We start from the raw sequence: 13,405 nt of genomic DNA, 5'->3' as shown, positions 1-13,405 counted from the left end.
TCAATCTATCTTAAGCACGACTCATGAATTTGTGTTCAGAGGTGTTAATTTTGATTTTTTCGCCATTAGCAATATACTCAGGAACTTGTACTGTCAAACCTGTTGTTAAGGTTGCAGGCTTAGTACGAGCACTTGCTGATGCACCTTTAATTGAAGGATCTGTCTCAACAATTTCAAGGTCAACAGAAGAAGGCAGTTCAATAGCTACAGGTGCTTCATTAACAATTAGAACCTGTAGACCTTGAGTCTCTTCAGTAATGAAAAGTAACTCTTCTTCAATCGCTTCTTTATTAAAGCTATATGGCGTGTAATCTTCAGCATCCATAAATACATACTCATTACCATCAATGTATGAGAATGTTGCACTACGGCGGCTAAAATCAGCAAGACTAATTACTTCATCTGCTTTAAAGCTTTCATCTGCTTTTAAACCAGTTGCTACATCGTACATACGCATACGGTACAATGATGCACCAGCACGACCACTTGGTGTTAGCTTGCTGATTTCTTTAATGAAAAATACTTTTCCGTTCAGTTCAATTGCTGAACCTTTTTTAATGTCACTTGCCTTTGGCATGATAAAAAATCCATAAATAATTGGTAGATGAAAAATACCATGAACTTTTTATATCTCCAATAATTATGTGCTGCAAAGTTGTATTTTATCTCTGTTTAGCTGTTCTTTTGACTCAAATACAACTCGATTTCGACCTTCTTGCTTCGCACGGTATAAGCACTCATCAGCCAATTGCAGAGACTCTTTATTAATATAGAGCACATCATCAATGGTAAGGTTTTTTATTGCTCCAATAGAAATGGTCACTATTAGATCTTTCTGAATATGATCAATGCTAATCGGTAACTGACTTATCGCCATTCGTAAACGCTCTAGCTTAACCTCACAGCCATAGAATTTTGATTCTGGCAGTAGACAAACAAATTCTTCACCACCCCAACGGACCAATATATCTGAATCATCAATCACAGCCGTTAAACGTGCGGCAACGTTTTGTAAAACAGCATCACCTATATCATGCCCATAAGTATCATTCACGGCTTTAAAATGATCAATATCAAGCACGGCAGCAGTAAAGACTTTCTTCTCATGAAGGGCTTTATTTAACTCTAATTCTTTAAGTGCATGATTGTAATAATGACGATTGTTTAATCCCGTCAGTGCATCTGTTGTGCTTTGCTCTACTAATACCTCTTTTTCTTTTTCAATAGTAAAGTTACGACGAATTAAAAAAAACAGACCAAAGCCGACTAAAATCAAGATTGATGCAACCACTCTGGTTCTTAATTTCTGCTTTTCAACATAAAGTGTTTTTAGCTCACTTTGAGTGTTCGTTAGCTCCATGTTTTTCTTAATTTGCTTTGTATTAAACTGCTCTTCTAAGTGATAAACCTCACTTTGTCGACGATCAAATAAGATATCTTTATCCAATTTTGCATAAAGTTTAAAATATTTATATGCCAATTCAGTGTTGCCTGATTGTTCATAAGCTTCTGCCAATAATTGATACGTTTTAATCACATAAGAAGCATTATTAATAGATTCAAGTCGCTCTAATGCCAACTCTAAAGATTTAATTGCAATCTCTATATTTCCAAAATATATTTCAGTTCGTGATTTTGCGATCAAACAGAGGCCGTGTTGTTGTGGTACTGTTTCGATTTCAGGTAATTGTAGACAACGGTTTGCAACGGCTAATGATTCTTTGTATCTACCTTCGATCCAGAGCGTATCCGCTTCTGTTTTTCGCATTAATCCTACGATACGAACATCTTCCGTTGAATCTAATTGACTCGCCCCTTTATCATAATAAATACGCGTTTTTTCAGCATCACCTAGATTAAAATAAATATAAGACAGATTAACATTATTGATCACTATACTAACACCATCAATAATCTTAGATTGAGTATATAAATACGAAGATCTATCAATATAATCTAAGGCTTTATCCCACTCTTCAAGATAAATATATATCAAACCAAGATTGGCAATAAGTTTACTATTATAACGGTGGCTAGGGTAATCCCTACCAAGCTTTATCCCTAAATGATAATACTCTAATGCTTTTACGTATTGAGATTGAATATTGTAAGCAACACCGAGCGTGTTATAGGCTTTAACTAAAAGGTAATTATAATTAACTGATTTGGAAAGCATTATAGCCTTTTCAATTAATAATATTCCCTCATCCATTTTTCCTTTTTTGAACAACTCAATACCAGCATCAATAATCAGCTCTGCTTTAAGCCAAGGAAATTCATGATTCTTAGCTAATAAACTTAATTCTACATTATAATAATTTATCTTATCTCTATCACCTTCAAGTAAGGCTATGTTTCTTAAGATCAAGAAATAATAAGTACGATATATGGCCCCCTGATTAAATACTCCCTTTGCATCAAGCTGATTTACCTTTTCCAGAGCCATCGCTGCATCTCTATAAGATATATCTCTTGCATTAAGAATATCGACACTATAAGGTAAATTTTTTAATAGATCGTCAGGTAGGAAACGTTTCTCTGCTGCTTTCTTTTCTGGTTTTGGTTCAATCAACTGAAATGGACGTAATATATAAAAAAATATCGCCACAGATACACAAATAAACAGACTGATTTTCTTTAAGTTATTATTTGTTTTCATTCTTACTCACCCGCTCAGTGTCGTCTATGCTGCATTTCGTACTGAATGCTATTATTTAGTTTACAAGAAAGGCAATGTAAAATTCATTAAGACACACTTAATGCCATTTTTTTCTGCTCATCCACCCCATGAGAGAATATGACCACTTTATTTCTTCCCTCTTCTTTCGCCTGGTATAGGTATTGGTCAGCTAAACGAAGTGATTCTGTGTTTCTGTGGATCACATCATCAATCATTAAATTTTGTAGAGCGCCAATAGATACCGTAATCGTTAATGTCTCTTTATCACTGATCGCGATTGCTAATTGACTAATGGCTACGCGTAATCGGTTTAACCTTATCTCACAATCATTATTTCCAGAGGTCATAAATAGGCAGACAAATTCTTCACCTCCCCAACGCACTAAAACATCCGGTTCTGCAATAATCGACTGCATATATGATGCAATATCAATCAATACTTTGTCTCCAACATCATGACCATAGGTATCATTAACTCGTTTAAAATGATCAATATCGATAATCGCGACAGTAAAGTATTTATCTCTATAAAAGGCTTTATTTTGATCTAATTGTTGGATTGCACTTTCATAATAATGTCGGTTGTTTAAGTCTGTTAATGCATCTTTAGTGCTCTGCTCAAGCAAAGCTTCTTTTTCTCTTACAATACTAAAATTATGTCGAACCAGTTTAAACAAACCTAAAGCGACAAGAATAACAATAGTAGAAACAATACGAGTTCTGAGTTGCTGTTTTTCTACATACAAATTATTAAGCTCATTCTGAGTATTAATTAATTTCATGTTCTTTTGAATTTGTTCTGTATTAAATTCTTCTTCTAAATGAAACACTTCACTCTGACGACGATCAAATAAAATACGCTCATTACCTTTGGAATACAACTTGTAATAATCAAGCGCTAATATTGGAAAGCCTTTCTCTTCATAAGCTGTCGATAGCAATTCATACACTTCATTAAGATAGACTTTACTTTCAATTACTGTAAATATATTTGTTGCTTCAACTAAACTTTCGATTGCATCATCTATATTTTTATATTCAAGATCTACTTTTGCCTTTATTTTTAAACATAAGCCTTTTTGCAGTGGTGCAGTATTAATGCCATCATAATTAATACAACGATTAGCAGTAACCAAGGCCTCTTTATAATTATTTTCAAGCCAGTACAATTCAGACAATGCCTTTAATAGTAATGCATTTAATCGTACAGAGTCAGAAGTGGTTATCTCTTTTTTCGCCATATCGTAATGTTTACGAGCCTGTTTTGCATTTTCCAAATTAAAATACACATAGGATGCATTTATATCTAAAATACCAAGAACACTCAATTCATTAAGCATACTTATATTATAAAGTTCTTTTGCTTTATCTATATTTACTAATGCTTTATCCCACTCTTGCAAATGAATGTAAATAAGGGCTAAATTAGATATCAACTTACTGTTATATATATGCTCAGGATATGATCCTGCGAGCTTTACCCCTTGATGAAAGTAATATAAGGCTTTTGAATATTGTGATTTTATATTATAAGCAGCACCTATTGTATTATAGGCTTTAATTAATAAGTATTCATAGTTAATACCTTTTGCTAATTCAATAGCATACTCCGCTTTATTGATCCCTTTTTCTATTTCTCCTTTTTTAAGGTGTTCAATAGCAAGCTCAACTAAAGAATCAGCCTCCACCCAAATCATATTATTATTTTTAGCAAACTCTTTTAATTGTTGAGCATAATACCTTGCTTTATTATCATCACCTTTATGTAGAGCTATATTTCCTAATACCATAAAATAATAAACACGATAGATTGACTCTCGACCGAAGATCCCTTTCTCATCCATCAGATTAAGCATCATCGCAGCTCGCTTTGCATCACTTCGAGATAAATCACGCAAAGCAAGAACCCGGCTACCATAAGGAAGCATTAATAATTGATGATCAGGCATAAAAGCTGGGACCGCTTCAGTAGCAATAGGCTTAGGCTTTTCTATTTGAAAGGGACGTAAAATCAGGAAAAAAGTCACGACAGAGACAACAATAAAGATCGTAATTATTTTTATGTTATTCAAACTTTTCATGCGCATCCATTTACATCCCATTCATAGGTATAGCATACTGATTGCAATTCTATACCAAATGGCATTAAGTTTAAATGATTTATTTTAATCGCATAAAAAATCCCGCTCGAAAGCAGGATTTTATATTTATATAAATGAAATCTCAGACATTTTAATCACTAATTAGTCACAGTTCTCTCTCGCCCTTGTTGCCATGAGCGAAACATGGTGATTGCGGTGTATAAAACGACAAAAGAGACCAACCATGACAACATTTCAACATCCAATGACTTAACAATAAATGCCGCGATAAATACACCAATAGAACCTGTAATTGCCACTACTAAAGCCGCTCTTGAGTTTAAGGCTTCTTTTTTAATAAAATTCCCTGATGAGAAAAAACATAAGAAAGCACATGAACACATCATAATTGGAAAAGCGGCTAATGGGTTCATTCCTAATAAATAGATCATTGTCATGCATGGTGCGTATAAACCAATCCCAACTGTCATTAAAGCACCAAATATAAAGTTACCAATAATAGCGATTGTTAACTTCTCCCCTGTTAAACCAAGGGCATCCCCCCCTAATGGGAAAAGGTGAAACTGACCTGCGAACATTAATAATGCAACGATAAACAATGCTCCCGTCATTATTAAACGGATCAATTGTCGATCAAAATTAGAAACTAAACGCGCACCAACCGTTGCCCCTGCACACGCAGACACAATTAAGCTCAATAAGGTAGTTAAATCTACATTTACCGCAGTTAAAAAGATTAAGGCTTGAAAAACGGTCGCCATTGTTGCTTGGGCGTTCATTGTTCCTGGCAGATCTTTATCATCAAGCAGTTTAAATTGCTTGTAGCCTGCTGTTTTAATAGCAAAACTACCCACACCTAATGTGTCACAGAAATTAGCAAAACCACCGATAAGGCCAATTGCTATCACATTCGTGTTTTTTTCTGATTCTCTTTTACGACGCCATAATGAGATTAGCATATAAAGAAAAAGCAAGCCTCCAACAACGAGACTTGCTTGTAGTAAAAATAGAATGGTCATAATAATTCACAAGTTCTTATAAAAACCGAATATTAATTCAATTAATATTGTAGTGCTAGTGAGTTATTCTATCATTAGTTGTTTTAAATCACTTATAACTTAAATTGTTTCACCAATTGTTGTAACTGATTGCCGGCATCGGTTAACTCATTCGCCACTTTGCTTGAATCATAACTTGACTCAACTAATGAAGAAACAATAGTACGAATTGAAACTAAATTTCGGTTGATTTCTTCTGTTACCGAGCTTTGCTCTGTCGCTGCTGTTGCAATATGTGCAGTCATATCATTGATAGATTCGACGGCGTTACTTACTGCATTAAGACCCGAGCTAATATCAGATGATGAACTAACTACAAGACCACAAGTTGCTTGGCTCTCATTCATTGAAGAAACTGCTTGTTGAACAAACTGATGAAGCTCATCAAGCATGACTTTTATTTCATGAGTACTGCCTTGTGTACGGCTTGCTAAATTACGCACTTCATCAGCAACTACTGCAAAACCACGTCCTTGCTCACCAGCTCGAGCCGCTTCAATAGCAGCATTCAATGCTAGTAAATTTGTTTGTTCTGCAATTTCACCAATAACTTGAAGGACACCATTTATCTTCTGTGATTGATCATGTAACGAGCCCATATGATGACTGGTTTTTTCTACATTCATTTCTAGCGAATTAATTGATTCAGTAGATATAGTCACTTTATCTTGAGCTTCTTTTGCATCTTTATTTGCATCACTGGTTGCATTAGATACTTGGTTTGCATTTTGAGCAACCTCATGAGCTGTTGAACTCATTTCTGTAACCGCAGTTACTACCTGCTCTGTTTCTTGATTATGCTCTTCTAATTGAGATTTTAAATGATCCGTTTGCTGATTAATTGTGATTGCAGCTTGAGATACCTGACCTGTCGTTGCTGATACTTCTGATATTATCCCATGAAGTTTTGATACAAATTTATCAAAAGCTTGTCCTAACTGAGCAATTTCATCTTTACCTTCTGCATTAACTCGAGACGTTAAATCTCCTTCGCCATTAGCAATATTTTCAAATGTTGACAGCATGCTACGAAGTGGCGCAGTTACTTTACAAGCAACATAGTTCATCACTACAATCGTCATGATTAGCAGGCCAATACTCCATAGTAAAACTAACTTAATTTGATGCCTTAAACGCTGCTGAGCATCTTCTCTATAATTGGCAACTGAAGTATTAATGTCATCAATATAAACACCAGCACCAATAAACCATTTTGAGCCATTGATTGGAGATGAGTAGGAAATTTTTGGTTGTGGAGAGCTAGAGCCTGGCTTTTCATAAACGTATGGTACAAAACCACCTCCATTTCTTGCCGCATTTTGTAACCCGACAACAATTTTAACTCCATTAGGATCCGTTAATCCCATTCCTGATTTACCTATCATTGAGCGTTTTTCAGCGTGAACTACATAAGTGCCTGAACCATCAAACACGAAAAAATACCCACTACCCGCCTCACCAAAACGAGCGTTAACAAGTGCTTCTAAAGCCAATGTTTTACTCTTTTCTGTCACGCCATGTTTAGTAATAATATCTTCTACTACTGCCTTACCGACCAATACATTATCTTTTAATTGTTTTTTTCTTTCACTGAGCAACACATCTTGATAGTTATTAACCTCTTGCTCTAATGCGTCTTTTTGCAAGCTAACCGTAATTGATAGTGACACAATTAATACAAGCAACATTGGAATAATCGCAATTAAAAAAAACTTCACTTTCATTGGTAACTTATTCATATTTCACCCTGATAAATACAGCATACTATCTCATTATAATATACAGAAATATCAGTAACACAAACAAATAAACCTAACAAGTATCACATTATTTAAACATATAGATCGCGTGTATTAACAAGCAAGGAGCTATACCGCTATAGAGAAATCATTTCTTCCTTTATTTTTGCTTTTGTACATCTCTTGATCTACTTCATGGTACAGATCATCAATATTAGTTGTGTGACAACGTTTGGCACCAATACTAATCGTTATCGGTATTGCAATATCTTTTAACATAATAGGTTTAACATTAACCGCTTTACAGATCTTGTCGCACATATCTGTTAGCTGATTTTTATCTGTAACTCTTGTTAAAATACTAAATTCATCCCCTCCCATACGAGCTAACATATCTTCTGAGGAGATAACTGCTTTCACTCTTTCTGCTACATATTTTAATGCAGTATCCCCTGCACAATGACCATAGGTATCATTAATATGTTTAAATTTATCTACGTCTATTGCGATTAAGCTAAACCTAATTTGTTGTTCAATCAGGATTTCAAAATGATTGCATAGCGCATAGCGATTGTGGACACCCGTTAAAGTATCGTGCTCCACCAAATATTGAAGTTCTTTTGTTCTTTTCGCTAACTTTCGCTTTAGTGCTTCTTTTGAATGCAAACTGAATCGAACAATACAAGCAATTAACAAGGAAATAAACACACCACAGATAAGTGTAATTATCGCATTTGATGTAAAACTAAATGTACGTAACACCGATTTTTGGTATTGGATTTCCCATGGTCGACCATAAATATCAATAAGCTGACTAACTTCTATGGTTTCTCCTAACTCTACCCACGCTTTACTTTGATATAAAACAGGATCATCACTACCTGAGGGGCCATGATCAAATACTTTAATACGGTAACCTCTAGATTTTACAGCATCTAATGTTAAGTATTTCTCAAAGAATGCATCAATTTGAATGGCTGATATAAAATAGCCAAGTAACTGACTCTTATTTTGATTAAAAACTGGGTAATACATCAACAAACCATTTTGTTTCTTTTGACGCTCAACCTCACTAATTTTTCTATTGTATGAGTCTTGTAATAGAAAAACACGATCACTTAAAAAAGGTTGTTGCGTTGTTTTCATTTTAAGTAAAGTATCCTCAAACCTATCACTGACTGAGTAGTAGCCAAGTATTGAGCTATTAGCTCCAGTCTCAGGATATACTTGTGACACCATGTAAAGAGGGAAACCACGATCTAGCAGCTTCTTAAAACGCTTCTCTGCCCCTTCATGGTAATTAAATCCCGTAAAGCCTTCATAGTGACTTTTTATTTTATTTCTGTGTTCCTCAATCTGAGTAAGATTAACATGGGGTGACCATTGAATAGATATCATGGACGAACTGCCAGACATGATGTGTTGACTAACACTATCAAATTGATTTATCCAATAATCGGAGTTTTCATCCACTAGGCTGGCTAATGCCCCCAAGAAAAACACATCTTGCTGTATCTGTGTTTTTATTCGATTGGCATGGCGCTCTGAGTAATTAACTGTTTCTTGATAGGCCTGTTTTCGATTGTCTTTTACTACATGAGATGCCGCTAATAGCGTCAAAATAAGACCAATAATAAAAACAACTATTGGTAATGCATATTTAGAGTTCAACACAGGGCGTACTACATAGCTCATTACAGACAACCGAATAAAAATCATTGGTACATTATACGGAATAATGTAACAAAAAATCAATAAAGGTTGCAACATAGGTGAAAAAACAGGCGTCTATTAACTAAATGTTGGGATTTTATGGTAAGTTTTCTAAGCTGCCTGTACGGCAGTGAATAAGGCATCTAGTACTCTACGTGTTTTCTTTAATTTCTAAGCTGCCTGTGCGGCAGTAAACGTAAATACTCTGTTGGGCGATATTCACTTTGTTTTCTAAGCTGCCTGTGCGGCAGTAAACAATAGAATATCAGCACAAAAATAAGTTACAACAACTAGATACCTAAAAATACCTATTTTTACCATAATTTTTTCACTCTTTTTAATCTATTGATTTTAAAAAGTATTTTTATCACTTAATTTTATTGGGTAAAATAGCCTTATTTATATCATCATCTAGAAAAACAAAAGCACCACCCTTGGGCAGTGCTTTGGTTATGATTTACTGCTTATTTACTACTCTTTTAACTGTCCGCGATTCTTCTGAATAGTATTAATCACAAATTTAATAATAATTGGAAATAAACCAAGCAAAGCCAGTGAACCCAAGATCTGAGGAGAAACTAAACCAGACAAAGATGTGATCTCTGAGAGCTGAGTACCTGCATTTAGATATACCATGGTGCCTGGCAACATTCCTAATTGACTAAAGAGATAAAATCGCCCTGCCGAGATTTTCGTTAATCCCATTAAAAGATTAATCAAAAAGAATGGAAAAATAGGAATTAAGCGTAATGTCAGTAGATAAAACGCTCCATCTTTTTCAACCCCTTGGTTAATCGGCACTAATTTATCTTTAAACTTACTGTCTACCCACTCTCTTAATAAATAACGGCTACTCAAAAATGCAATGGTTGCTCCGATAGTGCTGGCAAAAGAAACCAGTAATAAGCTCCACCAGAACCCAAATAAAGCAGCACCTAATAAAGTAACTACCGCAGCACCGGGAATAGATAATGCGGTAACAACCACATAGGCGATAAAGTAAGCGGCACTATAAAAGAATAGGTTCTCTTGTATGTCACTTTGAAGCGTTTGGTGGAAGCCTTTAATTTGTTCTAATGTCAGTAAATGACCAAAGTTAAAATAAACAATCGCAAATGAAACCAATAACGCCATTAATACTATGAGTTTTTTATTCATCATTAACCCTCTTCTTTAATGTCAGTATTTATTGTTTTAGTTAAATTATCAAAACCACCAACATATTTACCATCTAACCAGATCTGCGGTACTGTCACTGGAGTTTTCTCTCCAATAATAGCTTTAACTTCTGGGATCATTCTATATAACGCCGCACTGTCTTTAACTACGTCATGATAGGTATACTCAATCCCTGCCGCATCAAGCGCAGCCTTGGCTTTAACACAAAAAGGACAAGTGGCTTTTCCAAAAACTACATTTCCTTTAATTTGATCTCGCTCTGCTACTTTTGCTATAACAGCTTGGATAAGAACTCCGCGATTAAGCGCTTCACCTTCGCTTATCACTTTATCTTCAACAATAATAATTGGGGCATGCCATGCTTTTAACTTTAAAGGCTCCCACCAATTTGATAGCCAATCTTTAACTTCTAACTCAATAGGGATACCTGCAAGCTCTGTCTCAAAAGTGTCTTGAAGAATATCTGTGGTTAATGTGCATTCTCCACAAGGAATATTGACCTTAAATGGTCCCCAGCTGCCTGCCCAACGATATAGTGTAATTTTAATTGGCTTCATTGATATATCCCTACTTAATTATGACTGGCTTCAAATTAAACTGAACTGTTTAGTTTAATTTAGACGAATTTTAAAATAAGTCAACGATTAAAAAACAAATTTAAACAACATTGTAACTTTAATAATAGTCGTTATATTGATGCTTGGAGCTACACTATTCAGATTTAATAATAGTCTCTAAAAACATTTGATGAGCTAGTTCAATAAGTGTTGGATCTTTTGTTAACTGTAACGAGGCAAGTAAACCATTAAAAATAAGCCCTGCCTTTTTTGCTCTTAACTCTGCGTTATCAATATGGTGTCTGTTCAACAGCTCAATAAGCAGTTTTTGAGTATGTTGTTTGTATTGTAAACTGACTTCGGTTATCCCTTGGTCTTCATTACTGTATTCACTGTAAGCAAGTTGAAAGTAACAACCATTAAATGACTTTACATCTATACAGCCAGCAAGGCCTTTAAAGCGTTGGGCGATTTTTTCTTCTAATGTCAGATCTGTATTCTCAAAAAGTATTTTTACATTCGTCAATGATTGCTCACTAAACAGTCCTAGAGCACTAGTAATTAAATTTTCTTTTGATTGGAAGTATTTATAGATGGTTGCTTTTGATAGGCCAGTTGCTGCGGTAATTTTATCCATACTGGTGCCATGAAAACCATGTAATGCACAAAGCTCTATGGTTTTTTGTAATGCGTTGATTCTTTTGTCTTCTTTCATACATCACTCTCCTTTTTTCAATTCTTTAATAATAGCAAAATAAACTGTTTAGTTCAAAATCGAGGGCTAATGCTACTATAATTGACCTAACAGGTGACTTTATTTGAGCTATACCAATTCAAGTAAAATGTTAACAACAAAGATGCATACACTGATTTGAATTAGTATTAGCTCGCCTATTTTGATGTTAAACAGAGCTCACGATAAAAGTTTCCTTGTAGGCTCTACTTAATACCAATGTAGTTAATTATGAATATTTTGGTATAGGTCGAGGTTTTCCCTCTGAATCAATTGCCACATAATTAAATGTCGCTTCACATACTTGAAAACGGTGACTGACCTCATCTTCCTTAATTGGCTTTACCCAAACCTCTAAATCAATCGACATTGAAGTTCTTCCTACTTTAGTACACTCCCCATAGCAGCACACCACATCTCCTACTTTTACTGGCTTTTTAAAAGTAATGCTAGATACCGAAACCGTGACAATTCGCCCTCCTGAGATTTCTTGAGCTAAAATCGCACCTGCTAAATCTAGTTGTGACATGATCCATCCACCAAAAATATCACCATTAGCATTGGTATCTGCTGGCATAGAAAGTGTTCTAAGAAGAAGTTGTCCTTTAGGTACTTGGTCTGTTTTTACTGAATTTCGCAAAATAATATCCTACATGATTAGATTTTGTGAATTCTATCACATTTTCCAAATACTCGAGTGTAACCCAACATAATTTACTTTCTAGACTATACTGGTAGGAGGAGTTAAACCAATAAAGGATTGTTATGAGCTACCACCACATTCATGTTGAGCAACAAAACACCATTATGATTGTTCGTTTACAGCGCCCAGAAAAATTGAATGCCGTAAATTACCCTATGTTCGACGAATTAATTCACGTTAGTCGCCAGATCGAAAAAGATCGAACCATTAGATCTGTTATTCTTACAGGAAGTGGAGGTAATTTTAGCTCAGGGCTCGATTTCGCCTCTATTATGAAGAAAAAATCGCATGCTATGAAATTACTCTTCAAACTCTGGCCAGGTAATGCGAATAAAGCGCAACAAGTTAGTGCAAATTGGCGTAACCTTTCTGTTCCTGTCATTGTTGCTATTGAGGGCTATTGTTGGGGAGCAGGGTTACAAATTGCACTAGGGGGTGACTTTCGAATCGCCTCTCCTAAAGCAAATCTATCTATTATGGAATCTAAAATGGGATTAACCTCTGATATGGCAGGTTCATTAACCTTAAGAGAGATAATGCCGAAAGATCAAGCCATGAGAATAAGTATGTGCGCTAGCCAATTAGATGCCGAGACTGCGCTGAAATATGGTTTAATTACTGAAGTTAATGACGATCCATTAGAAGCTGCGATACAACTTAGCCAACAATTTGCTCGAACCTCTCCTGATGCCATTGCGGCAACTAAACACATTTATAATCGTTATTGGACTGCGCCTAAATGGAAACTACTCGCTTATGAAACTTATAGCCAAATTCGGATCCTTATTGGCCGAAATTTTGTTCAGGCTCAATATGCATTAAAGAAGAAAGCATCACCCCTGTTTAAAGTAAGGCAGCGATTTTGGTAAATTCATAGCTATCTAAATAACAAAAAAGCATGTTGATCTTATAATCAACATGCTCTCTCTATCGCACAAGCA

The 13,405-nt window shown here is 35.1% G+C and carries 11 protein-coding genes; 1 reads left to right on the top strand and 10 read right to left on the bottom strand.

Annotation, left to right across the window (positions count from 1 at the left end; all coding sequences use genetic code 11):
- Positions 1–10 precede the first annotated feature (10 nt).
- From efpL to yciA, 10 genes are all read right to left on the bottom strand, one after another.
- Positions 11–577: an elongation factor P-like protein EfpL gene (gene efpL / locus ACU5DF_RS11330; protein ID WP_045102109.1), complete on the bottom strand. Its 567-nt coding sequence runs from the start codon at positions 575–577 to the stop codon at positions 11–13.
- Positions 578–640: 63 nt separating this feature from the next.
- Positions 641–2,659 carry a tetratricopeptide repeat-containing diguanylate cyclase gene (locus ACU5DF_RS11325; protein ID WP_446712929.1) on the bottom strand — a complete coding sequence of 673 codons (2,019 nt, stop codon included), beginning with the start codon at positions 2,657–2,659 and terminating at the stop codon, positions 641–643.
- An 86-nt stretch (positions 2,660–2,745) separates the two neighbouring features.
- On the bottom strand, positions 2,746–4,761 hold the full coding sequence (locus ACU5DF_RS11320) for a tetratricopeptide repeat-containing diguanylate cyclase (protein ID WP_446712928.1): 2,016 nt from the start codon (positions 4,759–4,761) through the stop codon (positions 2,746–2,748).
- 158 nt (positions 4,762–4,919) lie between these two features.
- Complete coding sequence (locus ACU5DF_RS11315; RefSeq protein ID WP_446712927.1) at positions 4,920–5,801, bottom strand: sulfite exporter TauE/SafE family protein; 882 nt, start codon at positions 5,799–5,801, stop codon at positions 4,920–4,922.
- A gap of 92 nt (positions 5,802–5,893) precedes the next feature.
- On the bottom strand, positions 5,894–7,579 hold the full coding sequence (locus tag ACU5DF_RS11310; protein ID WP_446712926.1) for a methyl-accepting chemotaxis protein: 1,686 nt from the start codon (positions 7,577–7,579) through the stop codon (positions 5,894–5,896).
- Positions 7,580–7,708: 129 nt separating this feature from the next.
- Positions 7,709–9,274, bottom strand: coding sequence for a sensor domain-containing diguanylate cyclase (locus tag ACU5DF_RS11305; protein WP_446712925.1), 1,566 nt, complete (start codon positions 9,272–9,274; stop codon positions 7,709–7,711).
- A 489-nt stretch (positions 9,275–9,763) separates the two neighbouring features.
- Positions 9,764–10,450 (bottom strand): TVP38/TMEM64 family protein, encoded by a 687-nt coding sequence (locus tag ACU5DF_RS11300; RefSeq protein WP_446714228.1) that lies wholly within the window; start codon positions 10,448–10,450, stop codon positions 9,764–9,766.
- 2 nt (positions 10,451–10,452) lie between these two features.
- Positions 10,453–11,028: a glutaredoxin family protein gene (locus tag ACU5DF_RS11295; protein WP_446712924.1), complete on the bottom strand. Its 576-nt coding sequence runs from the start codon at positions 11,026–11,028 to the stop codon at positions 10,453–10,455.
- A gap of 154 nt (positions 11,029–11,182) precedes the next feature.
- Entirely contained in the window at positions 11,183–11,743 is a 561-nt protein-coding gene (locus ACU5DF_RS11290) for a TetR/AcrR family transcriptional regulator (RefSeq protein ID WP_446712923.1), read from the bottom strand.
- A 247-nt stretch (positions 11,744–11,990) separates the two neighbouring features.
- Positions 11,991–12,401 (bottom strand): acyl-CoA thioester hydrolase YciA, encoded by a 411-nt coding sequence (gene yciA, locus ACU5DF_RS11285; RefSeq protein WP_446712922.1) that lies wholly within the window; start codon positions 12,399–12,401, stop codon positions 11,991–11,993.
- A 125-nt stretch (positions 12,402–12,526) separates the two neighbouring features.
- Here yciA and ACU5DF_RS11280 point away from each other — a divergent pair, with 125 nt between their 5' ends.
- Complete coding sequence (locus ACU5DF_RS11280; RefSeq protein ID WP_446712921.1) at positions 12,527–13,333, top strand: crotonase/enoyl-CoA hydratase family protein; 807 nt, start codon at positions 12,527–12,529, stop codon at positions 13,331–13,333.
- The last annotated feature ends 72 nt before the right edge of the window (positions 13,334–13,405 follow it).

It is taken from the genome of Aliivibrio wodanis (assembly GCF_052920805.1).
This window is presented reverse-complemented; position numbering and strand designations above follow the sequence as displayed.

Bases quoted from the DNA above. Each gene is read 5' to 3' on its own strand.
- ACU5DF_RS11320 (WP_446712928.1), bottom strand. From the start codon at position 4,761: ATGAAAAGTTTGAATAACATAAAAATAATTACGATCTTTATTGTTGTC.
- ACU5DF_RS11295 (WP_446712924.1), bottom strand. From the start codon at position 11,028: ATGAAGCCAATTAAAATTACACTATATCGTTGGGCAGGCAGCTGGGGA.
- ACU5DF_RS11290 (WP_446712923.1), bottom strand. From the start codon at position 11,743: ATGAAAGAAGACAAAAGAATCAACGCATTACAAAAAACCATAGAGCTT.
- efpL (WP_045102109.1), bottom strand. From the start codon at position 577: ATGCCAAAGGCAAGTGACATTAAAAAAGGTTCAGCAATTGAACTGAAC.
- ACU5DF_RS11300 (WP_446714228.1), bottom strand. From the start codon at position 10,450: ATGAATAAAAAACTCATAGTATTAATGGCGTTATTGGTTTCATTTGCG.
- ACU5DF_RS11305 (WP_446712925.1), bottom strand. From the start codon at position 9,274: ATGAGCTATGTAGTACGCCCTGTGTTGAACTCTAAATATGCATTACCA.
- ACU5DF_RS11315 (WP_446712927.1), bottom strand. From the start codon at position 5,801: ATGACCATTCTATTTTTACTACAAGCAAGTCTCGTTGTTGGAGGCTTG.
- ACU5DF_RS11325 (WP_446712929.1), bottom strand. From the start codon at position 2,659: ATGAAAACAAATAATAACTTAAAGAAAATCAGTCTGTTTATTTGTGTA.
- ACU5DF_RS11310 (WP_446712926.1), bottom strand. From the start codon at position 7,579: ATGAATAAGTTACCAATGAAAGTGAAGTTTTTTTTAATTGCGATTATT.
- ACU5DF_RS11280 (WP_446712921.1), top strand. From the start codon at position 12,527: ATGAGCTACCACCACATTCATGTTGAGCAACAAAACACCATTATGATT.